At 44.8% G+C, this 24,541-nt stretch carries 20 protein-coding genes; 7 read left to right on the forward strand and 13 right to left on the reverse strand.

Features of this window, described 5'->3' with window-relative positions:
* Window positions 1–149: 149 nt before the first annotated feature.
* Both PP178_RS03610 and PP178_RS03615 read left to right on the forward strand, forming a co-directional pair.
* On the forward strand, window positions 150–2,732 hold the full coding sequence (locus PP178_RS03610; protein ID WP_272592944.1) for an OmpA family protein: 2,583 nt from the start codon (window positions 150–152) through the stop codon (window positions 2,730–2,732).
* 210 nt (window positions 2,733–2,942) lie between these two features.
* On the forward strand, window positions 2,943–3,110 hold the full coding sequence (locus PP178_RS03615) for a DUF6747 family protein (RefSeq protein WP_272592945.1): 168 nt from the start codon (window positions 2,943–2,945) through the stop codon (window positions 3,108–3,110).
* Window positions 3,111–3,221: 111 nt separating this feature from the next.
* On the opposite strand, the gene PP178_RS03620 is transcribed toward PP178_RS03615, so the two are convergent.
* The 3 genes from PP178_RS03620 to PP178_RS03630 form a co-directional block, all read right to left on the reverse strand.
* On the reverse strand, window positions 3,222–4,226 hold the full coding sequence (locus tag PP178_RS03620; RefSeq protein ID WP_272592946.1) for a DUF4837 family protein: 1,005 nt from the start codon (window positions 4,224–4,226) through the stop codon (window positions 3,222–3,224).
* Window positions 4,227–4,239: 13 nt separating this feature from the next.
* Window positions 4,240–5,844 carry a LysM peptidoglycan-binding domain-containing protein gene (locus PP178_RS03625; RefSeq protein ID WP_272592947.1) on the reverse strand — a complete coding sequence of 535 codons (1,605 nt, stop codon included), beginning with the start codon at window positions 5,842–5,844 and terminating at the stop codon, window positions 4,240–4,242.
* Between the two features lie 113 nt (window positions 5,845–5,957).
* The gene (locus PP178_RS03630; protein WP_272592948.1) at window positions 5,958–7,148 is read right to left on the reverse strand and encodes a phosphoglycerate kinase; all 1,191 of its coding nucleotides are present in this window, start codon (window positions 7,146–7,148) and stop codon (window positions 5,958–5,960) included.
* 113 nt (window positions 7,149–7,261) lie between these two features.
* Here PP178_RS03630 and PP178_RS03635 point away from each other — a divergent pair, with 113 nt between their 5' ends.
* Both PP178_RS03635 and PP178_RS03640 read left to right on the forward strand, forming a co-directional pair.
* Window positions 7,262–8,407 carry a DNA polymerase III subunit gene (locus PP178_RS03635; RefSeq protein WP_272593613.1) on the forward strand — a complete coding sequence of 382 codons (1,146 nt, stop codon included), beginning with the start codon at window positions 7,262–7,264 and terminating at the stop codon, window positions 8,405–8,407.
* 12 nt (window positions 8,408–8,419) lie between these two features.
* Entirely contained in the window at window positions 8,420–8,821 is a 402-nt protein-coding gene (locus tag PP178_RS03640; RefSeq protein WP_272592949.1) for a DoxX family protein, read from the forward strand.
* Window positions 8,822–8,884: 63 nt separating this feature from the next.
* Here PP178_RS03640 and PP178_RS03645 read toward each other — a convergent pair whose 3' ends face one another.
* The 6 genes from PP178_RS03645 to PP178_RS03670 all read right to left on the reverse strand — a co-directional run bounded on the left by PP178_RS03645 (window position 8,885) and on the right by PP178_RS03670 (window position 16,244).
* Window positions 8,885–9,394 carry an OmpH family outer membrane protein gene (locus tag PP178_RS03645; RefSeq protein WP_272592950.1) on the reverse strand — a complete coding sequence of 170 codons (510 nt, stop codon included), beginning with the start codon at window positions 9,392–9,394 and terminating at the stop codon, window positions 8,885–8,887.
* Between the two features lie 249 nt (window positions 9,395–9,643).
* The gene (locus PP178_RS03650) at window positions 9,644–10,504 is read right to left on the reverse strand and encodes a class I SAM-dependent methyltransferase (RefSeq protein ID WP_272592951.1); all 861 of its coding nucleotides are present in this window, start codon (window positions 10,502–10,504) and stop codon (window positions 9,644–9,646) included.
* 76 nt (window positions 10,505–10,580) lie between these two features.
* Complete coding sequence (gene mnmG / locus PP178_RS03655; RefSeq protein ID WP_272592952.1) at window positions 10,581–12,449, reverse strand: tRNA uridine-5-carboxymethylaminomethyl(34) synthesis enzyme MnmG; 1,869 nt, start codon at window positions 12,447–12,449, stop codon at window positions 10,581–10,583.
* 11 nt (window positions 12,450–12,460) lie between these two features.
* Window positions 12,461–12,880 carry an rRNA maturation RNase YbeY gene (gene ybeY / locus PP178_RS03660; protein WP_272592953.1) on the reverse strand — a complete coding sequence of 140 codons (420 nt, stop codon included), beginning with the start codon at window positions 12,878–12,880 and terminating at the stop codon, window positions 12,461–12,463.
* A complete protein-coding gene (locus PP178_RS03665; RefSeq protein WP_272592954.1) occupies window positions 12,855–13,247 on the reverse strand; it encodes a hypothetical protein in 393 nt (130 codons plus the stop codon). The genes ybeY and PP178_RS03665 overlap by 26 nt, the downstream gene beginning before the upstream one ends.
* 150 nt (window positions 13,248–13,397) lie before the next feature.
* Complete coding sequence (locus PP178_RS03670; protein ID WP_272592955.1) at window positions 13,398–16,244, reverse strand: DUF4175 family protein; 2,847 nt, start codon at window positions 16,242–16,244, stop codon at window positions 13,398–13,400.
* A gap of 199 nt (window positions 16,245–16,443) precedes the next feature.
* On the opposite strand from PP178_RS03670, the gene gltX reads away from it, so the two are divergent.
* Both gltX and PP178_RS03680 read left to right on the forward strand, forming a co-directional pair.
* A complete protein-coding gene (gene gltX, locus PP178_RS03675; protein WP_272592956.1) occupies window positions 16,444–17,955 on the forward strand; it encodes a glutamate--tRNA ligase in 1,512 nt (503 codons plus the stop codon).
* Window positions 17,956–18,098: 143 nt separating this feature from the next.
* The gene (locus PP178_RS03680; protein WP_272592957.1) at window positions 18,099–19,028 is read left to right on the forward strand and encodes an SPFH domain-containing protein; all 930 of its coding nucleotides are present in this window, start codon (window positions 18,099–18,101) and stop codon (window positions 19,026–19,028) included.
* A gap of 65 nt (window positions 19,029–19,093) precedes the next feature.
* Here PP178_RS03680 and PP178_RS03685 read toward each other — a convergent pair whose 3' ends face one another.
* The 4 genes from PP178_RS03685 to PP178_RS03700 form a co-directional block, all read right to left on the reverse strand.
* The gene (locus tag PP178_RS03685; protein ID WP_272592958.1) at window positions 19,094–19,306 is read right to left on the reverse strand and encodes a DUF6327 family protein; all 213 of its coding nucleotides are present in this window, start codon (window positions 19,304–19,306) and stop codon (window positions 19,094–19,096) included.
* Window positions 19,307–19,308: 2 nt separating this feature from the next.
* Complete coding sequence (locus PP178_RS03690; RefSeq protein WP_272592959.1) at window positions 19,309–19,656, reverse strand: phage holin family protein; 348 nt, start codon at window positions 19,654–19,656, stop codon at window positions 19,309–19,311.
* Between the two features lie 6 nt (window positions 19,657–19,662).
* Entirely contained in the window at window positions 19,663–19,992 is a 330-nt protein-coding gene (locus tag PP178_RS03695) for a YtxH domain-containing protein (protein ID WP_272592960.1), read from the reverse strand.
* Window positions 19,993–20,313: 321 nt separating this feature from the next.
* Window positions 20,314–21,999: a glutamine--tRNA ligase/YqeY domain fusion protein gene (locus PP178_RS03700; protein WP_272592961.1), complete on the reverse strand. Its 1,686-nt coding sequence runs from the start codon at window positions 21,997–21,999 to the stop codon at window positions 20,314–20,316.
* 271 nt (window positions 22,000–22,270) lie between these two features.
* Between PP178_RS03700 and PP178_RS03705 the strand changes: the two genes are divergently transcribed.
* Entirely contained in the window at window positions 22,271–24,535 is a 2,265-nt protein-coding gene (locus PP178_RS03705; RefSeq protein WP_272592962.1) for an Ig-like domain-containing protein, read from the forward strand.
* Window positions 24,536–24,541 lie beyond the last annotated feature (6 nt).

Here is a 24,541-nt window from a genome sequence, read left to right on the forward strand (position 1 = left end):
AAGCCTCGTTTCACAACAAAAAATAATCCAGGCATAGGGTTATTCCTAATTTCAGCGTTACCTAAGGAGTGGGTACTAATATTATACTCCATATTCCTGGGTACACATTTTTATAATTGCCAACAACATTTTTCCCCGACAATATAGCAATGAAGATAAACATCACTTTTATCCTGGCCCTCACCGCACTGTTGCTGGTGCATTCCGGTTTTGCACAGACTCCGGTCAATTCCTCCGTGGAAGCGAATAATGGAATAGCGTCAGTTTCATACGCTTCTCATGATGCGCGCACAGGCCGAACCAATGGTGACGAGCGGGATAATGAAGATTTCATCGATGAAGCTAAGAGGTATAAGATTCTTACCCGGAAATTTGACCACCTGCCCGAATACAAAAATGGATATTATATTGTTGCCGGAGTATTCGGAGAGCGTTCCAATGCCAGGAAATCAGTCAGGAACTTAAATAATAAAGGGTTTGAGGCCGATTTCATCTTTAATCCTTCTAATAAGATGCACTACGTGTTCCTACAACATAATGCCCGTTGGCAGGACGCGATAGAAGCCTGCAATTCCAAACTGGATAACAGCTATGGTTCCACGACTTGGATACTGCAAATGGCAAACCCGGTTCAGGATCGTGAATCTTTGGTTAAAGCAGCTGTGGAAACCGAACAGATGGTACTAAGGCGCGAATTACAGGAGGTTCAGGTTCCCAATACGGCACTGAAGAAGAAAATAGCCCAGGTAAAAGAACGTGATCTCAATACGCCGACCACCGTTAAAGAGTCTTTTCTGAAGGCCAGCAGCCCTTCGGCATATGACGATAGTCCTACGTCTAAACTCCTCATGAAAGCCGACCAGTATTTTAACAAAATGTGGTATGCAGAGGCGGCGGAACTGTATGAATTGGCATTAGAAGATAGCGAAAACCATTCTTTCAAAACCATAGAACGAGTAGGAGACGCCCATTACTACAACACCAATATGGAACGGGCCTATTACTGGTATGATATGTTGTACGACAAGTACAAGAAGGAAATGAGCACAGATAATATATTTAAATACGCACATTCACTGAAAGGTACCGGTAAATACAGCCGGGCAAAGCGCCTGATGCGTCTTTACAATAAGGAACTCGAGAAACAGGATCAGAACCGCAACGGTAACATCCGCAGGGAGACCCGGGGTGAAGTGGTTTTAGACAATATCCTGAACAGTGAAAGCCTGATGGAGGTCAAGAACCTGGACATCAATTCCAAATATTCAGATTTCAGCCCCATGAGATACGGGGAAGATCAGCTACTTTTTGCCTCCGCCGCAGATTCTTCTTTTTTCAGCACCCGGAGATACAAATGGAACAACCAACCCTACCTGGACCTGTACGTGGCGAAAATGAATGAAGAAAGCCAGGAAGTAAGGGATGCGGTTAAATTTGACAAGACCGTAAATACCAAATACCACGAAGCCTCTGTAACCTTCTCCCCTGATCAGAAAACCATTTACTTTACAAGGAATAATTACGGGAAAAAACTGAAGAGGGATAAACACGGGGTAAACCACCTAAAAATATACCGATCGGTTAAAACCGAGAAAGGATGGACGGAAGCGGAACCATTATCATTTACAAGTGATGATTATTCTACCGGTCATCCTGCCTTGAGCCCGGACGGAAAACAGATGTACTTTGTCTCTGATATGCCCGGTACCATAGGCGCCACCGATATCTTTGTTGTGGACGTACGGGAAGACGGCAGTTTTTCAGATCCCAGGAACCTCGGCCCGGAAATCAATACAGACCGGAAAGAGATGTTCCCTTTTATCAATAATGACAAACTCTATTTTTCATCAGACGGGCATGTTGGCCTGGGTGGACTGGACATTTTTGAAGTAGCCTTTAACCAGGAAGATGGCTTCCTGGAAGTCAGGAATATGGGCCGTCCTGTAAACAGTAACAAAGACGATTTCTCTTTTATCATTGATGAGGAGACACAGAAAGGATTTTTTGCCTCTAACAGGAGCGGAGGGAAAGGAGACGACGATATTTATTCCTTCAAGAAACTGATCCCGGAAGAGGTCAACGAGAATGCCATTGCCGGTATCGTAACCGAGATCGTCAACGGGGAAGTGGTCCCAGAAGCCCTGGTAACCCTCCTGGACGAAAACAACAGGACACTGAAAGAGGTGGTGACCGAGGCCGATGGATCTTTCGTATTTGAAGAACTGGATGGGAATACCAAGTATTCCATAAAGGTCAGTAAAGAGAGTTATTTTGAAAGTAATTCGGTCGTAAGCACCCTGGATAATCAACGGATAGACACCTCTGTTGAGCTGAAAAAACTGGAAGAACTGATCGCAGTGGAAGACGGGATCCGTAAAATTAAAATGGATATGATCTATTTTGATTTTGACAAATTCAATATCCGTCAGGATGCATCAGAGGAGTTGGACAAACTGGTCGCTATCCTCAATGAGTACCCCAGTATGGTGATAAAGATCGAATCGCATACGGATTCCCGTGGGCCTAAGGTTTATAATACTTACCTATCTGACAAAAGAGCTAAGTCTACAAGGGATTACCTGGTTTCCCAGGGAATTGATCCTAAGCGTATACAGAGTGCTATAGGCTATGGTGAAGACCGACTGCTCAACAATTGTGATGGCAGTGTGAGATGCAGCAGTCAGCAGCACCAGCTGAACAGGAGATCCGAATTTATCATCGTGGATATGTAAGAATTCATTTTAAATATCAAAGATTAAATCCTTAACCAACCTAAGCCGTGCAAAGAAATTTGGACGGTTTTTTTATTTACTTACCACACTGTGCCGCGGCCCGGAATGACCTTTAACCACTTTAACCCCTTGTTTTGCAACAAATTAAAGGGTCTTGAATACTTTAACTATCTCATTTAGAGTTATATATACTCATACCGGTTACCCCCCATGAAGCAGTTTGCGATTATTAGAGAGCTTTACCTGAACGCCTTCAGGGATATCGGTAATTTCCTGGTGCGAAATTACTTCAGGTTATTCTCCTGGTTCTGTTTTATGTTGTTCGCTATTGTCTTGTACGCTTTTGTATATCGCTTGATGACCGGCTATGCTTTTTAAGCCTGCCCGAGTCATAAAAAAACGCCCTCAGAGGGGCGTTTTATATTTTTTAATCACAAGGGGCGCTCGATCATTCAGCCGTCTTAAAACGGCTTATATAAGCCTTCAGCTCTACATGGCTGTCTCGGGTTTGGCGGTCTTGAATTCCAGGGTCTTCAGAATAGCCTCCAATTCGAACATATAGTCCCTTTTATTGGTTGATGGTGCAAAGGTAAACCCTTCCAGTACCACCTTGCGGTTATTATCCGGGTCATCTATGATATAGGTCAAGAAAGGCCCTGCCATGGGGTAATTTTCTATCTCCCAGATTCCCCTGACCTCAAGAGCGTCCATCCCGGCCACCTGGGTGGAATACACATGGGGAGCAAAAGCCTTTTCCGTAGAGAGGTAAGTCGTTTTCCCGGGGATATCCGGTCCAGGCACAAATTTCTTTCCGATAGAATCGCGCATTTTCACAATATCCTTCACCAGGGTGGTATCGTTGTCAAAATAATCTGCCGGCATGGTGTAAGCGAGGATATTCATGGTGCCTTTCTGAATTTCGCGATCTATCCATACAAAATTCTCTTCTTCCTTACCTACTTTATAGATAAGGGGCAGATCCAGGCTTAATCCAAATTTATCTCGTAGTACGGTCCCTTTATTAAGAGAGCGCCTGAACCTGCTCTGGGTTTCCTCAATTTCCTGTTGCTTAAAGGCAGCGATCATGGGTTCGGCTTCCTTTTTCAGGTTTTCGATAAGCTGATCTTTACTAGGTGCTTTCACCACAGCCACGATCTGAGGCCTGGCGTATACATCCTTTTTAAAATGAGCGACACTCACACTATCTATACTGACAAACAGAACGGAACGCCTGTGCCTGGTAGTCCCTGTGAATACGCGTTGTGGCATATGCTCTATGTTAAAAAGCGGCTCTTCCCAGGTCAGCCCTACGGCCGGTGCGGCAAAAATAGCGCGAACACTGTCTCCTACAGCACTTTCCCATAGTTGATTTTCCATAACCACAGAAAGGTTATTGATGGAACCCAGGGATTCCGGTTTGTATTTTTTCTTTTCTTTCTCTTCGCATGCGGTGAATAAGAAAAGTAAAGCCAATAATGTTCCCAGGTATTTCATTTTCGTTTTGTGTTTAAGAAGAGCATTCACATAATTTAAGGCGGGTACCGGGAATCAGGTTATTATTCCGCAACCCGTTCCATTTCTTTAGGTTATCAATTGTTATGCCAGGATATTTCTGTGATATGGTCCAGAGCGAATCCCCTTTTTGTACTACATGGGTCTTAGCCCCACCGGATGAACCGGAATTACCCGAAGAACGCGGTGTTGTTGTAGTTACCGGGTTCCTGGCGAATATAGTAAGTCTCTGGCCTACCCTGATATTATTGCTCCGAAGGCCGTTCCATCGTTTAATCTGGCTAACTCCGACCCCGTATCGCTCTGCGATCTTCCCGAGGTAATCCCCGCTGCGCACCTTATACCTGATCCGTTCCTCGGCTTGAACCAGTTGGGGAATCGGTTTTTCACGTTCGGCCAGTTCCTTTTCCACATGGGCGTAAATCGCCGGTTCGTTATTGACGAATTTGCCAACGGCCCATTTGGGCAGGCGAAGCACATGGGTCTTTCCTTCAATCTTAGGGATGATGTTCAGTTTATAAGAAGGGTTCAGGGTTTTCAGGTCTTCCTCGCTCACCCCGACCAACTCCGAGATTTGCTCAAAAGTGATCATCTGTTTTACGTGTACCGTATCGGTTTCAAAGTAAGGCCGATCAGCCTTTTTGATCTGCAGTTTGTGCTCATCTGCGTATTCAAAAAGATACATGGTCGCTAAAAATGCCGGGACATAACCCGCCGTTTCCCTGGGCAGGTTCCTCCTGATGTTCCAGTAATTCTTCTGTCCTCCCGATCGTCGTATGGCCTTGTTAACGTTCCCGGGGCCCGAGTTATAGGCTGCAAGGGCCAGGTCCCAGTCCCCGAATATATCGTATAGTTTGGACAGGTATTGGCAAGCTGCTTCCGTAGATTGGATGGGATCACTGCGTTCATCCACATAACTGCTCACATCCAGCTTATACATTTTACCGGTCCCGTACATAAACTGCCAGAGCCCGGTAGCACCCACCCGTGATTTTGCCCTTGGGTTCAGCGCAGATTCTACAATGGCCAGGTATTTGAGTTCAAGGGGAATATTGTATTTATCCAGGGCCTGTTCAAACATGGGGAAATAGAACTGGCTGCTGGTTAGCATTCGTTCCATCAGGCCTCGCTTTCGCAAAAGGAAGGAATTGATCACGTTTTCCAGCGAAGGGTTGTACTCTACGTTAAAAGGTGTCTTCTCGTTTAACAGGGCCAACCTTTTCTTAAGGGTCTCCGTATCAACGGCTTTATAGGCCGGGTCCACGGTGTCCAGGTTAATAACTGTTTCCTGTATTTCGTTATAATACGAGGCGTTCTCACTTAACTCCTTCAACCAGAGGCTGTCGTATTTTGCGGCTTCTGCAAAGTCCTCCAGGAGATACCCTTCTCGTCCCGATGTCCCGCTGACTCCCTCTTCTCCCGGGAGTACAACTTTTTTCAATTCGAGCTGTTCAAGCTCGGCTTCAGCAATGGCAATACTATCGGTCAGTCTTTCCTTATCTGACTTCTCGTTCCGCTCACTGTCTGCCTGTTGAGCGAGGACGGGAAAAGAGAGTAGCAGCAAGGCAGTACTCCAACGGATATTGAGTTTTGTGTTCATGTAGCTTTTCTTTGATTCAGAGCGGGTTACTAAAATCGGGTTTTTTCCTGAAATTCAGAAATATCTGCCATCCCGGGAAATAAGTAGGTGTACTACAGCTAATAACGTGATGCTTACGCTGTTATTGCGGCTATTCCAGGGAGGGTTTTCCCTTCCAGGCTCTCCAGCATAGCACCGCCCCCGGTAGAGACATAGCTTACCTTATCTTCAAATCCAAATTGCTTTACGGCCGCAACGGAATCACCACCGCCAACCAGGGAAAAGGCCCCGGCCTTTGTGGCCTCGTCTATATAATTACCTACAGCAATAGTGCCCTTGGCAAAGTTTGGCATTTCAAACACACCAACAGGACCGTTCCAGAGGATGGTCTTTGATTTCAGGATGACTTCTTTAAAACGTTTCAGGGTTTCAGGACCGGCATCCAGTCCCTGCCAGCCTTCCGGGATTTCGTTTACGGCTACTACCTTAGTATTGGCATCGTTACTGAAATCATCCGCGGCCACAACATCGACCGGTAGATGTACCTCTACTCCTTTTGTCTTTGCTTTCTCTAGAATTTCCATGGCCAGGTCCTGCTTATCGTCCTCACAAATAGAGTCCCCTACTTTCCCCCCTTGTGCTTTCACAAAAGTGTAGGTCATACCCCCGCCGATAATCAGGTGATCAATCTTATCCAGGATATTCTCTATAATCGTGATTTTCGAAGAAACTTTGGCTCCTCCCAGTACAGCAGTGACGGGTTTCTCCCCGGTCTCCATCACCTTTTTTATGGCGGCGATCTCCTTGGCCATCAGGTAGCCAAAACACTTGGCACCTTCAAAATACTGGGCGATGATGGTTGTGGAGGCATGCGCCCTGTGCGCGGTTCCAAAGGCATCATTTACATAAATATCCCCCAGCTTTGCCAGTTCCTTTGCAAATGCAGTATCGCCGGATTCCTCTTCTGAATGGAACCTTAGGTTCTCCAAAAGCAGTATCTCACCGCTTTTCAGTTCTTGAACGGCCTTTTGTGCTTCTTCCCCAATACAGTCCTCTACGAATTTAACCCTGACCCCTAGAATCTCGGATGCCTTATCAAGCACGTGCTTTAGGGACATGTCCGGGTTAGACTTCCCTTTGGGCCTACCGAGGTGACTCATCAAGATCGCACTTCCTCCATCTTCAAGAATCTTAAGAATTGTAGGGCGGGCAGCCTCTATCCTGTTCGTATCTGTTACCTCGAAACTATCATTCAGTGGTACATTGAAATCTACCCTTATGAGCGCTTTCTTTCCATCAAAGTTAAAATCATCTATAGTCGTCATCGCTGTATATTTAATTAAGAAAAACAAATGTAAAGATTTATGCGGGCTACATGAAGTGACGCCAGTATTTATTTGGTATGCAGAAAATATCAAATACCCTATCTTTGGCCCCTATGAAGTTTAATGAAGTCCTGGGATTAACGCACATAAAACGTCACCTTACCACTAGTGCAGACGCAGGGAGAATTCCCCATGCGCAATTGCTGGTCGGCCCGGAGGGTAGCGGCACCTTGCCCATTGCCCTGGCCTATGCGCAATACTTGCTTTGTGGTAATACAGGAGGAGAAAACGAACCTGATTCTTCGGCTTGTAACAGCAAATGCAATAATCTTACACACCCGGATCTTCACTTCGCATTCCCTGTGGCTAAAAGGGATAAGGATCACCCGGTTAGCAGCCATTTCTTACCGGAATGGAGGGAATTCCTGAAAGAACAGCCCTACGGGAACCTGTTTGATTGGTATCGCTTGATTGGCATTGAAAAAAAGCAAGGCAGGATCGGGGTGGATGAAGCCCACGATATCGTTAAGAAATTATCCCTGAAATCTTACGAAGGAGGATACAAGGTAATGATCATCTGGATGGCGGAAGCGATGAATATAGACGCCTCTAATAAACTGCTGAAACTGATTGAAGAACCCCCGGCAAAAACAATATTCCTTTTTATAACAGAAGACGAATCACAATTGTTGCAGACTATTCGTTCGCGTTGCCAGCTGATCCACTTCCCCCCCCTGGCCGAAGAGGCTATCGCAGACGCCCTTGTAGCCAATGGTCTAGAAAGGCAGGAAGCCCTGAGACTCGCACACGAGTCTAACGGGAACTACAATAAGGCCCTGGACCTGATGAACCATGATTCCGAGGACCTGGTTTTTGAAAAATGGTTTATTCAATGGGTCCGCTCTGCCTTTAAAGCGAAAGGCAATAAGGCCGCCATTCACGATCTGATCCTCTGGAGTGAAGAGGTCTCCAGGACCGGACGTGAGACTCAGAAAAATTTCCTTCGCTACTGCTTAACCGTGATACGCCAAGCCATGCTTTTGAATTATAACGCTGCCCCGCTGGCTTACCTGCGTATGCATTCGGAGGATTTTAAACTGGAGAAATTTGCTCCTTTTGTTCACGAAAATAATGTTGAAGCCCTGGTCAGTGAACTGGAAGATGCCATGTACCACATAGAACGCAATGGCAATTCCAAGATAATTTTTACAGACCTATCTATAAAACTCACACGGCTGTTACATAAAAAAGCCGCCTAAACCATGCATAATATGAATCCATTTTTGATGTATACCACAGAGATACTCATCCTGATTTTCCTCATCATCACCTTTTTGCAAAGTGCTATTGATAAAGTGATCGACTGGTCCGGGAACCTGGGCTGGTTGACGGGTCATTTTGAAGCAACACCCCTGGCCAAAATGGTTCCGGTTCTGCTGATGACAGTCTTATTAACGGAGATGGCCGCGGGAATATTCTGTGCCGTTGGGATCTACCAGATCGTTGTGGAAGGAGAAAAGACCATGGCCTTTTACGGCGCGGTTCTGTCCTGTATAGCGTTACTGATGCTTTTATTCGGGCAGCGCCTGGCAAAGGATTACGAAGGTGCAAAGACAATCGCCGTTTACTTTATCCCTGCCATATTCTTGGTTTACCTGCTACAGGCAGTTTAATACAGCATTTGCAGCAAATAAAAAAGGGCCATAAAGGCCCTTTTTCTTTTACGTAATAAATACTTATTCGCTCTTGTAGGCTTCGTTCAGGACTTTCAGGATATCCTCGGTGAGGTCCTTGTCCTCTTCACCGTATAGAACACTTCCGCCATCACCGCCTCCAAGGATGAATGTATAGCCGTTGTCTTCGCCATATTCACGAACTACTTTCCGTACTTTATTGACCAAGCTATCCATTTCTGTCTGGCCCTGCATCTGCATCTGTTGTTCTGCCATTTGCAACTGCTGCCCGATCTGCTGTCCGCGCTGTTGAAGCTTCCCGTATTCTTCCTGGGCTTTCTGCTGTGACATTTTCTGAGCCTCTGATTGGAAAGCCTGCGCCTCTGCCTGGAAGGCTTGTGAAATACTGTCTCTTTTCTTGGTGAGGCTATCTGTACGCGTTTTATACTTTGCTTCGATATCCATTTTTTCCTGGTATCCGTCCATCAGCTTTACGCTGTCGACATATCCGATCTTTTGCTCCTGGCAACCGATCAATCCAAAAAGGGCAATTGCAATTAAAAAGTGTTTCATAAGGTTTAGTTTAAGGACGCAAAAATAAAAAAGCATTTACAAAGATAGGCTATGTTCGGGTAGGGAATAAAGTTCGCTCGCATACCCCCAGAACCTCCCATAGAATACATCTATGGTTTTTTAATTAAACATATATTACTTCTATTAAAAAGGGGCGCTGTATTCAGGTGTTTCCGCGGTTTTCTCAAAAGCAGACAGTGAATGGCTCCCTTGAAGCGGGAAAAGCCGGCAAAACGCCTTATTTACGCTTTAAAGCTCTCGCTTTAATAGATAGACTACGGAAGAATACTCGCCCGTACTCCTGGCGGCCAGATTAGATTTTAGTCCGTTCCATAGCCCATGTAAAAAGCGATTTCTCCCATGTTTATACTTTTCAGACAAAAGTGATACATAGAAAGCATCAAAGATCAGCGGTTTTTCTTTCACCACCTTGAATCCATGTTCTTGGAAAATTTGATGAACGGCCTTACGTGAAAAATGCCAGATATGCCGGGGCACATCATACGCCGCCCAAAATTCCTTATAATGTTCCGCATCTTTCGAATTGAAATTCGGAACTGCCACGGTTAAAAGTCCATCGCGACTTAAAAGCAATTCGAGTTGTTGAATGGTATTTTCCAGCTCCGTCAAATGCTCCAGCACATGCCACATGGTAATTAAATCAAATTTCTTACCCTGCAGCTGGTCTAATGAATCTACCAAGGCTACCCCTTTCCGGGAAGCATTATTTCTGGCCGTAGCATTAGGCTCCATCCCGGTGCACTTCCAGGATTTCCCCTGGGCATATTTAATCCAATCCCCGGAACCTGCTCCAATATCCAATAGGTTTCTGCCTGAATTTATATAGGGAGCCACCATCCTCATTTTTCTATACAGCATAAACCGCTTTACCAATTGGTATATTTTATCCAGGACTGAGGCATTAGAATCAGAGTGCGAAATATACTTACCCTTATAATAACCTTCGAGTTTATCCGGCACCGGAAAAGTCCGGAGCAGATCTAAATCAGCATTTCGGAATAAAGCGAATTCCTCGCCGCTCAAAGCATGATCTTTCAGCTTTAAGTATTGCTCATTAAATTCCAGGTCTTTAGCCGAAGAGACTTTCATTTAGGTTCTATAATTAGAAAGCAGGAAGGTTGCGCCCTCCTGCTTTAATATATGTTCCACGTGGAACAATTTGATGTTATCTTCCAAGGAAAACAAGTAATACGCTAATATCACTCGGAGAAACTCCACTTATGCGAGATGCCTGTGAGATTGTCACAGGGCGTATCTTCTCCAGTTTTTCACGTGCCTCGAAAGACAATGACTTTAGTTTACGATAATCAAAGTTTTCAGGAATATTAATATTTTCCAACCGCTGCAATTTATCTGCGTTCAACTTTTCCTTCTCGATATAGCCGGAATATTTCACCTGGATTTCTGCCTGTTCCATCACCTCTCTGTCCAATTCGTGTTCTGCAACAAATCCGGATACTTTTTCCAACTGCAGCATATGCTCCATGGTTACCTGGGGCCTTGCAAATACTTTAAACATTTTATCTGCTTGTCCTACTGTAGAAGAATTTAATTCTTCCAGTATAGGGTTAATCTCCTCGGGCTGGTAACTAGTATTCTTAAAGAATTCCACAAATTCTTGTGATTGCTGCGCTTTCTTCTCCATTCGCCTCATTCGATCTGCACTCGCTAAGCCGATGTCAAAACTCCTGGGGGTCAGCCTCAGATCGGCATTATCCTGTCTGAGTAATGTTCGGTATTCCGCCCTGGAGGTAAACATACGATATGGCTCTTCGGTACCCTTGGTAATCAGGTCATCGATCAGTACGCCAATATAGGCCTCATCTCTTTTAAGAATAAACGGATCTTTTTCCTGAATTTTAAGATGAGCATTTATCCCGGCCATCATACCCTGGGAAGCAGCCTCTTCATAGCCGGTGGTTCCATTGATCTGGCCTGCGAAATACAGGTTTTCTACCAATTTAGTCTCCAGTGTATGTCGTAATTGTGTGGGCGGGAAATAATCATACTCTATAGCGTAGCCCGGGCGGAAGAACTTTACCTTCTCAAACCCTCGCACTGAACGCAATGCCTTAAACTGTATATCTTCGGGTAAAGAGGTGGAGAAACCATTCACATAGACCTCCACGGTATCCCAACCTTCGGGCTCAACAAATAATTGGTGACTGTCCTTATCCGCAAAACGGTTGATCTTATCTTCAATAGATGGACAATACCTGGGCCCAATACTCTTAATCCTGCCGTTAAACATAGGCGAACGATCAAAACCCTCCTTAAGTAGCTCGTGAACTGTCGCGCTGGTATGCGTCATATAACATTCCCTCTGTTGCTTAAGCAAAGGCGTATCGAGAAAAGAAAACCGTTCGGGATTATCATCACCGGGCTGAGGTATCATTTTGCTATAATCCAGGGATCGACCATCCACCCGTGGCGGTGTCCCTGTCTTCATCCGGCCACTTTCAAAACCTAAAGATACCAGTTGTTCGGTAATACCGGTAGCCGCTCTTTCACCCGCTCTTCCTCCACCGAATTGTTTATCCCCGATATGGATAAGCCCATTTAAAAAAGTGCCGTTGGTCAATACTACAGCCTTAGCTCTTATTTCTAATCCCAACGAGGTTCTGACCCCCACTACCCGATTCTTTTCAATGATTAGTCCCTGAACCATTTCCTGGTAGAAATCCACATTCGGCGTACCTTCAAGCATCAGCCGCCATTCCTCTGCAAAACGCATCCTGTCATTCTGGGCACGCGGACTCCACATAGCAGGCCCTTTGGACTTATTCAGCATTTTAAACTGAATAGCAGATCTATCTGTAACTATTCCACTATAACCTCCCATAGCATCCATCTCACGCACAATCTGCCCCTTGGCTATACCGCCCATTGCAGGATTGCAAGACATTTGCCCTATGGTCTGTAAATTCATGGTAGCAAGCAAGGTTCTACTGCCCAGATTAGCGGCAGCAGCTGCTGCTTCCGCCCCGGCATGGCCACCACCTACTACAATAACATCATATTCCTGATCAAACATATCTAACTTCATTATTGTTCCACGTGGAACATTCCCAATTTCTCATTTTCTTTGTCACGCATCTGCTGTTTTTCAGCCTTGGTTTTATCTCCGAAACCCATCATATGAAGAAGCCCATGGCACATCACACGTCTCATTTCTTCTTCCTGATCAGCTTGTAGATCTTTTGCATTTTCCTCAACCCTGTCCACTGATATAAATACATCTCCAAATACATTTCCAGAGTCACCATACTCAAAGGTGATGATATCTGTAAAATAATCATGGCCCAAATGATCCAGGTTGATAGCCAATAATTGATCATCGTCACAGAAAATAAAATTCACTGACTCTAATTCATGATTTTCACTATAGATGACTCTTTCCAACCATTCGGTATATTTCTGCTCGTCTTCCAGGGTAAAATCAGTCTGGTAGTGATATTCTATCATTGGCCTTAAAATATTCTTTGATGCGTATTTTCAAATTTTCCCGCAAAGGTAAGGCTTGCCTATTTAATATTTCTATTTCAGGGCCATAATTCTCCAGTTCCCTGGGTCTCGTAGTTATCGGTGTATCAAAGACTTGCTTATTGCTCCTGCTTTCCCTTTCTTGCTTCTCTCCTTGCTCTAATGCGGCATTTTCCAGCTTAAGCAGCTGTTGCTTGATCATATTCACTTTATTCATGCCTCGCTCTGTAATACCGTTCTCCAGCAAATCATTTTCAAAATCCTCCATTTGACGCAATAATCGCTGTGTCAGCGACCTTTCTTCCCTGCCTATCATGTCTTCCAATTGCTTTTCTAACTGCTGCCGCAACCGTTGCTGTTGCTTATAAATCTCGTAGATCTCTTCCAGGGATTGCTCGTTTGAACCCTGACCGGAATTACTGCCGTTCTCACCGCCATCGCCCTCGCCTTCCCCGGATCCATTTTCGCCTTTACCATCCTTTCCCTGGCCTTTTCCAGATTATTCACCTTCCTTCCCCTGTCCCGGTTCTTTGCCTTCTCCCTGCTGTCCTTTTCCTTTGCTGCCGAGTTGACCCATTTGTTGTTGCAATTCTCCTTGTCCCTTAATTATATCGGGCAGTTGAAATCCTTCTTCCTGTGAGCCGGAGCCCGGACCTTGTTGTAAGCTTTGCTGCATATTCTCCAGTATATTTACCAAAAAATCGGCAAGGCTATTTGCAGCTGTAATCACATATTGCTGGTATGAAGCTCCCTGGTAAACCTGGGTTTCCGCGAGGCTAACGAGTGTCTTGTCCATATTATAATACACCTCTCCTATTTGCTCGTTTACAAATTCGGTTAATTCAGACCTTCTAAGTGACAATGCAAATAAACTATCATCCACATGAGTAAATAACTGTTGTAGTTCCTGCTGATCTTTTACAAGTTCCCCGTAAGGTGCGAGATCGGATTCCCGCTGTGACAAAGCATCGTAGAGCCGTTCTTGCTTAAACGAAAAACTTAATAGATTATCCAGAATCTGACGTAACATTTCCGCATCCTCGGCCATGCCTTCACTACCCCCACCTGCCGTACCGGCCTTTTGCAGAGACTCGGCCATTTCCTTCAGCTTCTGCGCAGCAGATTCCTGTTTTTGAGAAGCTTTTTTACGATCCTCCTCCTTTGCTGATTTATTCTCCGGGCTTTGTGACTTTAGTTTATCTAAGGCATCTTCTTGGTCCTTTTTTATATCCTCTTGTCTGCCTTTGTCAAATGGCAGATCCAAAGGTTTCTTTAGTTCCTTGTTATCCCTGTTTAAGGATTCCATTTCCTGGGCCGCTTTGATAAAATCCTTATTTAATTCCTCTTGAAGAGGTGCTAGAGAATCTGCCTGTTTTCCTGATTTTGCCAGGCCCTGTTGTTCTTCTGCTTGCTTCTCTAACTTAAACCCCAACTGAGCCGCCTTTTCAGTTACATAGTAACGTTTGGTCAATTCTAACAGTTGTTCCAAACTTCGAGCGTTGTTATTTTGGTTCTTCGCCAATTCTTCAAGACGATTCTGCAGATCTTCTTTATCAATCTTATCCGCCACATTATTCAATTCTTCCAACAGACGCTCGTTTTTCCGGGCCAACATTTCTTGTCTTTCCAGGCGTTCCCGTAATAATCGGTTCTCAGCGTCTCCCTTATCCATGGATTGCAGGTTATCCTTTAATTCCCTGGAAAACTTACCCATCATTTCTTCCTGACGTTCCTGTTTTTTCAGGAACTCGGAAATCTTCTGTTGGTCGTTAAACTCTAATACGTCCTTTTCCTTCTGCTGATTATTTAGTTCCTCCAGTACCTCTCTTTGGTCTTTTAGATTCTCCAGGGTTTTACCCAGCTTCTGAATCGTATTATTCTGCTGTTCTAATCGCTTGTCTCTTATTTCATTTTCACCCAGTATTTTTAAAGAAAAAACCTGGCTTTTACTCGTTTTACCGTTACGTAGACCGTCATTATCTTTCACGGTAAAGTAAAGCTCATAGGTGACTCCATCTTCCACCTCTAACCCGCTTGGCCACAAATAGAAGAAATCCTGCTGTAAGGCTGAGGGCTGTTCCAAAGTTAAATATTCAGGCATATCTTCCTGTCCCTCAGGATAATATGTTATACCCAAATGGCTGAGACCATGGTCATCAGAAACCTTACCCATAAAGTAGTTTAATTGGGGATTAATAGAATCCCTCTGTTGGCTTACTTCTATTTGGGGATAGGCATCCGGCACGACTTCAAGCTTGTATTCAAGTTCTTCGAAACTGTCCACATTTGCATTGGAGGTAACAATCCGGTATTCACTGTCCCTGAATATCCTCTTATTAAAATTGAAGCGATCAGCCTCTCTGATAAACCGGGCCAGGGTGTCTTCAAAGGATATTTGTATATCATCGGTGTGTTCTGCCCTGATATTCCATTCAACCAGGGTTCCTTCGGGTATCCTGGCATTTCCTGTGCTCCTGATCAGCTCATTTTCCCTGTCCAGGTACTCGGGGTACACGAGTTGAAGACTAAAATCCTGTATTTCCGGGATGTCTAAAGCTTTTAATTCATAATCTTCTGAGCGAATTCCACCAGCTGTAAAATAAAAACTGGAGTTCGTTTGTGGTGGTTTCAAAGTATAACTATAAACTTCATTTTCTTCCTGCATCAGGATATTCCTGCCATTGAGCACCAGGATCATATTCTCCGGTCTTACTTCCCCTTCAGTGGTTACCTGTATCCGAACAGGCTGGTGCTTCAATACGTTTAAATCCATAGGCTGAACAACAAACGCGAAGGGAGCCGGCGGTTCATAGTAGGTTGTATAATCCACTACCCTTTTATAGGAGGCTGTAAAAGAATCTAAGTTTCCCGAGAGCCATACAATGGCTGCGATAAGCAATGGTATCAGCAGGTATTTCGCATTCTTAAAAACTTTCCTGAACTCGAGCGCATTCTCAAAAGGCACATGTTTTAATGCAGCCGAACGTTGCTCTATACTGGCGATCAGTAATTCACTTTTCTGATCATCCTCTACCAGATCTAACAAATTAACCAGCTTGTCTCCTACCGTACTAAAATGTTGTCCAATGATCCGCGAGGCATCCTTTTCCGTGATTCCCTGTTGAATTTTCAGTAATCGTAGCAAGGGGATCAGTACATAGTACAGCAAGAGGGCTGTTGTTAGCAGCACAAGACCCCAGAATAATACAGACCTCAGTACCGTATTTAACCAAAGGAAATACTCCAGCCCCATTACCAACAACAGGTATAATAAAACTAGTACTGTAGAAAGAATTATTCCTTTTACGATCATGCGCAGGTAATACCTACGCATAAATCGGTTCAACTGAGCCTTTATATACTTGTACGTTTCCAGGGGTCTGAGTTTTGTACTTAGCAAGATAGTTGTTGTACCAGGACGTATCCTTAAAAAATGTGTTAAATATCCCCTGAAAGGCCTAGGCTGCCTGACAGGGGGATTGGCTGATGATCCGGTTTTATGCTACGATGCTAAGGCTTATCTTTGCGGGCAAAACCAGGAAGAGATGAACAAGAGAACCAGGGTGCGATTTGCGCCGAGTCCTACGGGACCGTTACATATAGGGGGAGTTAGAACCGCTTTATTCAATTACCTGTTTGCAAAGAAAGAAGGGGGCGACTTCATCCTGAGAATCGAGGATACGGATCAGAACCGCTACGTGGAGGGTGCGGAAGCATATATCGTGGAAGCGCTGTCCTGGTGCGGAATCCAGTGCGATGAAGGTCCGCATGTAGGAGGTGATTACGGCCCGTACCGCCAAAGTGAACGCAAGGCTATTTACGCCAAATATGCTGATCAACTAATACGGGAAGGTAAAGCCTATTACGCTTTTGATACCGCGGAAGAACTGGATGAACACCGTAAAGATCACGAGGCCAAAGGCAAAACCTTTATCTACAATTGGCACAACCGTGAAAAACTGAGAAATTCACTCTCCCTTTCAAAGGAAGAAACTTCCCAACTACTTGATGAGGGAACGGAATATGTTATCCGTTTTAAAAGTCCCGCAAAGGAGAGCCTAGAACTCCATGATATTATACGGGGACAGATCACCATTGATACCGCCACCCTTGATGATAAAGTATTGTTTAAAAGTGACGGTATGCCTACCTACCACCTGGCTAATATCGTTGATGACCACTTAATGGAGATCTCACACGTTATCCGTGGCGAGGAGTGGCTTCCTTCCTTAGCGCTCCATCAATTGCTATACAATGCTTTTGGATGGGAAGCCCCGCAATTTGCACATTTACCGCTGATCATGAAGCCGGTCGGCAAAGGGAAACTGAGTAAGAGAGATGGTGAAAAACTCGGTTTCCCGGTCTTTCCCCTGCAATGGGGAGAATCACGGGGGTATAAGGAAGATGGCTACCTTCCTGAGGCAGTAATTAATTTCCTCGCCTTACTTGGATGGAATCCCGGAACGGAACAGGAAATATTCAGCATGGAAGAACTGATGGCCCAATTCTCGCTGGAACGTGTCAACAAATCAGGAGCGAGGTTCGACCCTGAAAAAACCAAGTGGTATAACCAACATTACATTCAGCAACTAAGCGCCGCAGATCTCGCACGCCGATTTCAGCCCCTATTGAATGACATCCTGGATGAGAAAGGCAAAGCGCTGCCCGGTATTGAAACTATAGAAAAGGTTGTTGCACTGGTCAAAGAACGGGCCAGTTTTATACAGGATCTCTGGCCATTGACCTCCTATTTCTTCATCGCCCCGGAATCTTATGATGAGAAGGCCGCTAAAAAACAGTGGAAAGATGGAACCCCGGGCATTCTTAAGGACGTTCTCAAAGTGCTGTTATCTGAAAATGACTTTTCGTCAGAACCCATAGAGAAGGCTGTAAAGGAACATATACAGGAACAGGGATTGTCCTTTGGACAAGTAATGCCTCCTTTAAGACTCGCAATTGTGGGTGCCATGCAAGGTCCCCACCTCTTTGATATCATTTCCCAGATCGGGGCGGAAGAAACCAGAGAACGGATCGAAAAAGCTATTGACACTTTGTAGGCCAGAAAGATCTTTAAATACAGAAAGGCGCATCGCGGTAATCGGGATGCGCCTTTCTTTTTTGCCGCAGTGTAACAAAACACGAAATTAACCTACTGATATTACGAACTCTGCGTATATTAAACCACCTTAAACAATCAATCATGATGAATTTCCTATTAATTCCGATCGTAATTTTCGGAATCCTCCTTTTGCTGGCCTCTTTTTTCGTGGTCAAACAGCAAACCGCTGTTATCGTAGAACGTTTTGGACGATTCCTGAGCATCAGGAATTCCGGTTTGCAAATGAAAATTCCGTTGGTAGACCGTATCGCGGGACGTGTGAGCTTGAAGATACAGCAATTAGACGTCATCGTGGAAACGAAGACCCGTGACGATGTTTTTGTTAAACTTAAGATTTCCGTACAGTACGTTGTGATCCGTGAAAAAGTCTACGAAGCTTTTTACAAGCTGGAATACCCCCACGAGCAGATCACTTCATACGTGTTTGACGTGGTCCGGGCAGAGGTTCCTAAGATGAAGCTGGATGATGTCTTTGTTAAAAAGGATGATATCGCTATTGCCGTTAAGGCTGAACTGCAGGATGCGATGCTGGATTACGGTTATGACATCATTAAAACATTGGTCACAGACATAGATCCGGATGCACAGGTTAAATCGGCCATGAACCGTATCAATGCTTCTGAACGCGAGAAAATAGCAGCCCAATTTGAAGGGGACGCAGCCCGAATTCTTATCGTGGAAAAAGCCAAGGCCGAAGCGGAAAGCAAAAGGCTCCAGGGCCAGGGTATAGCCGATCAGCGTCGTGAAATTGCTCGTGGACTTGAAGAATCTGTCGAGGTACTGAACAAGGTAGGGATCAATTCACAAGAAGCCTCTGCGCTTATCGTTGTGACACAGCACTATGATACATTACAATCTATCGGTGAAGAGACCAATACCAATCTTATACTACTTCCTAATTCCCCACAAGCTGGTAGCGACATGCTGAACAATATGGTGGCCTCTTTTACCGCCAGTAACCAGATTGGAGAGGCCATGAAAAAGCAGAAAAGATCCAAGGACAAAGAATAGCAAAAAAAGACCCTAAAGTATATTATACTGAAGGGTCTTTTTATAATGTCTTAATTACGAGTTATTTAACTCACTTTTTTCAGGAATTTCCTAGCCACAAGGGTAGCAAATACTTTCTGTATAAGCCCTCCCATACCGCCTAACAGGCTGGTGGGATATAACTGGCTCTTAGCATTCTGATAGCTCAATTTCAGGTTCTCCCGGTCTATTGCCCGCTGCAATTCCAGTATCTTCAGATCGTGGTTAATCTCTGCTATGGATTCATATCGTTTAGACATATCTAATCGTCAAAATAAAATTCAGAAAATTTCTTTAACAGCGGCCTGTTGATACGGTCTCTCAGGAGGTAGAAAAGTATTCCCACCAAAACGTAAAACCCACCAACGATCAGGAAGCCCTGGAATGTATTATCCAGTAACTGCCCTATTCCGTAAGAGGCTGCAAGTGAAAGGAATAACAGGGCGATGAAAGCGATGACTCCCACAACCAGCATTTTTGAGAAAGACATAATTCCCTGCATCAGGAACTTAAATGCCTTAAGTTTATAATATTCTGCGCTCGTATCTATATATGAGCGAGCGGTCCGGTCGGCCTCAGCGATGTTATCCTTTAGTTCTTCGAACGCCATGCTTTATTATTTCTGCAATTCTGCATTCTTTTTACGTAGGTCGGCTAATTTACGCTCCAGGGTCCCGATGATGTCATCAGCCTTATAGCTCATGGTAGAAATTGTTTCATCTAACCTTCGGTCAAAATCAGCCTTCTTTGCATCGGCAGTTTTAGTCAGTTCATCTGCAGCCTTGTGCAAGCGAACATTTAAGTCATCCCTAGTTTTCAGGGCGCCATCTTTAAGTCTTCTCCTGGTCTCCTCACCTTTATCAGGGGCATACAAGATTCCGGCTATTCCACCGATTGCAGCTCCGGTTAACAAAGCCAGTAAAACGTTTCCACTATTGTTATTCATGATCTATTAAATTTTATGGTTAATATTCCTTTAATCCGAACATTTAAGATACGACCTAAAAAGGAAAGAATGTGTTAAGCGGCAGTTATTATTTTTTACTGATAACTGATTTTCAACAACATCCCGTGTTTCTCAATGTTCTTCGAGGACAATGTAATAACAAAGCTGTAGCCTCTTTAATCATATCCAATGAAAAACTATCGGAAAACCGCTAAATACCCGAATTTCAGCACGAGAATTGCAATAGAACGGAATATATCCCCCAAAAACAGAAAGGATCCCGGTTTGGGATCCTTTAAAGCATTTATGTTTACGGATTTTTTAGGACTGGTCCTTTAATTTGGCCCATGTATCTCTCAGGGGCACCGTCCTGTTAAACACCAATGTACCTTCCGTACTCTCCTTGTCTATATTAAAATAGCCCAAGCGTTGAAACTGGAATCGATCGCCGATTTCAGCACCCTTTAAACTCGGCTCAACATAGGCCGTGATTACTTTTAGGGATTCGGGGTTGATAAAATCTGTATATTCTTTCTCCTTGTCAGCATCTGGGGTTTCGTGGCTGAATAAGCGGTCGTAAAGACGAACTTCTGCCGGGATGGCATGGGCGACAGATACCCAGTGCAGGGTCCCCTTAACCTTCCTCAGGCTTTCTTCTGTTCCGCTCCCACTCTTGCTTTTTGGGTCATATGTACACTGAATTTGCGTAATATTCCCATCGGTATCTTTAGTGCAGGATTCGGCTTTAATGATATAACCATTTTTTAAGCGGACCTCCCCGCCTAACTTCAGTCTGAAAAATTTGCGGTTCGCTTCTTCCCTGAAATCTTCCTTTTCTATATACAATTCTCTTGAAAATGGAACTTCCCTTTCCCCCGCCCCGGGGTCCTCGGGGTTATTTTCCGCTGTAAGCCATTCTTCTTTGCCTTCGGGGTAATTGGTGATAACAAGTTTAACCGGGTCAAGAACCGCCATAACCCTGGGCGCTATCTGGTTCAAATGTTCCCGTACGTGAAACTCTAATAATGATACGTCTACCACATTGTCTCTTTTAGCGATCCCTATAGTATCTGCAAAATTCCGTATGGATTCCGGGGTATATCCCCTTCGTCTCAAGCCGGATATGGTAGGCATCCTTGGGTCGTCCCAGCCATTGACAACCCCCCTGTTTACAAGCTCCAGCAATTTCCTTTTACTGACTACGGTATGACTGAGGTTACGCCTTGCAAATTCACGTTGCTTTGGCCTTACCTTGCCTTCTTCCACAACCTGGTCTAAAAACCAATTATACAACTCCCTGTGAGGTGCAAACTCCAACGTACACAGCGAGTGAGAAACAGACTCGATATAATCGCTTTCCCCGTGTGTCCAGTCGTACATCGGATAAATACACCAATCGGTATTTGTGCGGTGGTGCGGCTTGTGCAGCACGCGGTACATGATAGGATCACGCATCAGCATGTTGGTGGCCGCCATATTGATCTTAGCTCTCAGCACGTGGGTCCCCTCCCCGTGTTTCCCTGCTTTCATCTCTTCAAACAATGCCAGGTTCTCTTCCACGGAACGGTCCCTGAACGGGCTGTTGGTACCGGGTTCTGTCGGTGTTCCCTTCTGCTGGGCCATGGCTTCTGAAGATTGACTGTCCACATAAGCTTTTCCGTCCTTGATCAGCATAACGGCCCAGTCGTATAGTTGTTGAAAATAATCAGAGGCGTAACATTCCTTATCCCATTCAAATCCCAGCCATTCTACGTCTTTGCGGATCGCCTCTACGAACTCCTTTTCCTCCTTAGAGGGATTGGTATCGTCAAAGCGAAGATTGACCGGGGCTCCGTAGCGAAGGCCGAGTCCAAAATTCAGACAGATAGAGCTGGCATGCCCGATGTGAAGGTATCCATTGGGCTCCGGTGGAAAGCGAAACCGGAGATCGTTTTTAGAGAATCCTTTCTCCAGGTCTTCTTCAATGATATGTTCTATAAAATTCAGCGAGCGTGGCGCATCTTTCATAAGCTATATTTTCAAGCTGCAAAGTTAGCAAAATTGCGTTCATAGCGTCCATAATTAAAGCCGCAGCCTACAAGAATTGCGATTTCACAACATAAATCTACCGTACTACAACATTAAATTCCCATCACTTCGATTAAGTGTCATATTTGTTAGGCATACAGGTAAGGGTTAATAAGTTCTCCCCGACAGCGATAAAATTCCCAGCTGTTCAGAATCAGACCTTTGACCAAAATACATACGAGTAAGAGTAGTCCCAAAACTACAGCCAGCTATGAAACAATTTATACAAACCATATTCCGAGTCTCTTTCAGCATTCTACTGTTCTTTGGTTGCCTGATGGCATCTGCCCAGACACTGAAGAAGCCGGAAGCTGCCCCCAACCAAACTCCACCCGCAGGAAGTAGTCCATGGGTACAGGCTTGTGCCTCTGCTTCATTCAATGATTACTGGGTGAACTTTAGCTGGAGCCCACCACTGGTCAACTCAGATAATGAATTCATCCTGGAGCTGTCCGATGCAGACGGAAATTTTTCAGACCCGGTAGAATTAGTAAGAGAAGGCAGTAAGAATACCGTTTTTGATTTTTACTTTCAATTCCAGGTGCCACCGGAAACACGGGGAGAAAACTACCGCTTCCGTGTTCGTAGTACAAGTCCTGCATTGACAAGCCCGGTATCTGATCCACATCCCATGTATTACCTCTCTGTCAACTCCGGCTTAAAGATCCGGCAGCAGGGCGAAGCAGATTTTGGTGATGGAACTGCGCAGATCTGTGACGGAAACTCAATCACACTAGAAGTATACGACCTGGCCACTGCCGGGACATATCAATATAATTGGTATCGCAGCGGAACGCTCATTGCTGAAAAAAGCGATCGTATTACCGTTACCCAGGCCGGGATGTATAATGTAGAGATCGATTATGGGTCTTGTTCCGGATCCGGTAATACCCTATCCAATATCATGGACATAACCGTGGGAAGCAGTCTTGGGATTGCCATTAATCCCCCGGCTAAAACGGAGCTTTGCGAAGGCGATCTTCAAACATTAGAGGCCAATATCAGTGGTAGCGGTCTTACCTACACCTGGTATAAGAACGGAAGTCCCGTTAGCACACCAACCATAGATGACCATATGTATACCGTTGATGCCTCTGTCGCCGGATTTGAAGGCGATTACCAGGTAGAGGTTTACGGGCCAGGAGCCTGCGTAGAGCGATCAGCCCCTGTCACTATAACCAATGCCGGTAATATTACAGCTAGCCGGGCTAACGACGCCAACATGGTCATCCTGCCGGGTAACAGCTTAAACCTGAGCGTGCTTACCAACGCCAGCAATCCAAGCTTCCAATGGTACAAAGACGGATCCGTGATCAGCGGGGCTACCAACAGTACCTTTACTATTAATGATGTAGCTGATCAAGGAACCTATTACGTAGAGGTCACCCAGACCGGCGGAGCCTGCGCATCGGCAACTGCGATTTCCGACTCAACCGTCGTCGTGGCACCGGTCTCGTTTGAAATCGTTACAGATTATATCGGCAGTTATGCCCCTTGCGAGAATACCAGTACCGCATTAGAAGTTACACAGATCAACGCCATAGAAGATTCCGGGAACCGGACAGATGTTACTACAACTCTGAAAGATTCATTCACTTACCAATGGTATAAGGATGCATCTGTTGTAGCGGGAGAAACATCTGCTTCGATCAGTTTGGTCAATGTAACAGAGAATGGAAATTATACGCTAGAGGCCAACTTAGAATCCTATTCCAGCACCTCTGCAGCTTTAGAGGTTAGACTGCTGGTCAGTGAAACACTTACTATAGAAAGTACAGGACTGGTCAGTTGTGGAGAAGGTGAGATCATTACTATCAGTACGGATACTGACCTGAACGGGCAAACATTCAGCTGGACCCGGGATAATGAAATAGTGAGTAATAGTGATCAGTCATTAAATGTTACAGAAGCAGGTACATACCAATTGGTATTAGAGCGGAATGGATGCCCCTTACCTTCTAATGAAATTGTGATTTCACCTATTGACGAATCGCTGATAACCTTGGACCAACCGGGATCTATTGTCTTCCCGGAAGGGAGTTCTAAAACCGTCACGGCTAGTGGAGGAGATTCTTACCAATGGTATGACAGTTCTAATACTGAAAGAAGCAATTCCTCCTCTATGACCTTTACAGAAGAGGGCTCTTATTTACTGGTTGCCTCCATCGGGAACTGTACTATTACCAGGTCACTGAAAGTAGAATACCTGGATACCTTTAAAGTTCCTAATGTAATCTCGGTCAACGGTGATGGCATCAATGACCAGTGGGTGATCCCGAATTCCTATTCCAATAAAACGGACGTTTCCGTGATCATTTATAACGAAAGGGGTGAGGAGATCTTCAACCAAACAGATTATAAGAATAACTGGCCGGAATCAACCCGCGTTTTTCCCAAACAGAACATGGTGTTCTATTATAAGATCAAGAACGCTAACAGCATATTAAAGCAAGGCACAATAACTATTATCCGATAAACCAAC

Origin of the sequence: Zeaxanthinibacter sp. PT1, from assembly GCF_028464225.1 — a bacterium.
Taxonomy (GTDB): domain Bacteria; phylum Bacteroidota; class Bacteroidia; order Flavobacteriales; family Flavobacteriaceae; genus Zeaxanthinibacter.

Coding starts and splice junctions, on each gene's coding strand:
- PP178_RS03635 (WP_272593613.1), top strand. CDS start 7,262: ATGAAGTTTAATGAAGTCCTGGGATTAACGCACATAAAACGTCACCTT.
- gltX (WP_272592956.1), top strand. CDS start 16,444: ATGAACAAGAGAACCAGGGTGCGATTTGCGCCGAGTCCTACGGGACCG.
- PP178_RS03695 (WP_272592960.1), bottom strand. CDS start 19,992: ATGAATAACAATAGTGGAAACGTTTTACTGGCTTTGTTAACCGGAGCT.
- PP178_RS03615 (WP_272592945.1), top strand. CDS start 2,943: ATGAAGCAGTTTGCGATTATTAGAGAGCTTTACCTGAACGCCTTCAGG.
- PP178_RS03700 (WP_272592961.1), bottom strand. CDS start 21,999: ATGAAAGATGCGCCACGCTCGCTGAATTTTATAGAACATATCATTGAA.
- PP178_RS03640 (WP_272592949.1), top strand. CDS start 8,420: ATGAATCCATTTTTGATGTATACCACAGAGATACTCATCCTGATTTTC.
- PP178_RS03705 (WP_272592962.1), top strand. CDS start 22,271: ATGAAACAATTTATACAAACCATATTCCGAGTCTCTTTCAGCATTCTA.
- PP178_RS03650 (WP_272592951.1), bottom strand. CDS start 10,504: ATGAAAGTCTCTTCGGCTAAAGACCTGGAATTTAATGAGCAATACTTA.
- mnmG (WP_272592952.1), bottom strand. CDS start 12,449: ATGTTTGATCAGGAATATGATGTTATTGTAGTAGGTGGTGGCCATGCC.
- PP178_RS03680 (WP_272592957.1), top strand. CDS start 18,099: ATGATGAATTTCCTATTAATTCCGATCGTAATTTTCGGAATCCTCCTT.
- PP178_RS03620 (WP_272592946.1), bottom strand. CDS start 4,226: ATGAAATACCTGGGAACATTATTGGCTTTACTTTTCTTATTCACCGCA.
- PP178_RS03630 (WP_272592948.1), bottom strand. CDS start 7,148: ATGACGACTATAGATGATTTTAACTTTGATGGAAAGAAAGCGCTCATA.
- PP178_RS03610 (WP_272592944.1), top strand. CDS start 150: ATGAAGATAAACATCACTTTTATCCTGGCCCTCACCGCACTGTTGCTG.
- ybeY (WP_272592953.1), bottom strand. CDS start 12,880: ATGATAGAATATCACTACCAGACTGATTTTACCCTGGAAGACGAGCAG.
- PP178_RS03685 (WP_272592958.1), bottom strand. CDS start 19,306: ATGTCTAAACGATATGAATCCATAGCAGAGATTAACCACGATCTGAAG.
- PP178_RS03645 (WP_272592950.1), bottom strand. CDS start 9,394: ATGAAACACTTTTTAATTGCAATTGCCCTTTTTGGATTGATCGGTTGC.
- PP178_RS03625 (WP_272592947.1), bottom strand. CDS start 5,844: ATGAACACAAAACTCAATATCCGTTGGAGTACTGCCTTGCTGCTACTC.
- PP178_RS03690 (WP_272592959.1), bottom strand. CDS start 19,656: ATGGCGTTCGAAGAACTAAAGGATAACATCGCTGAGGCCGACCGGACC.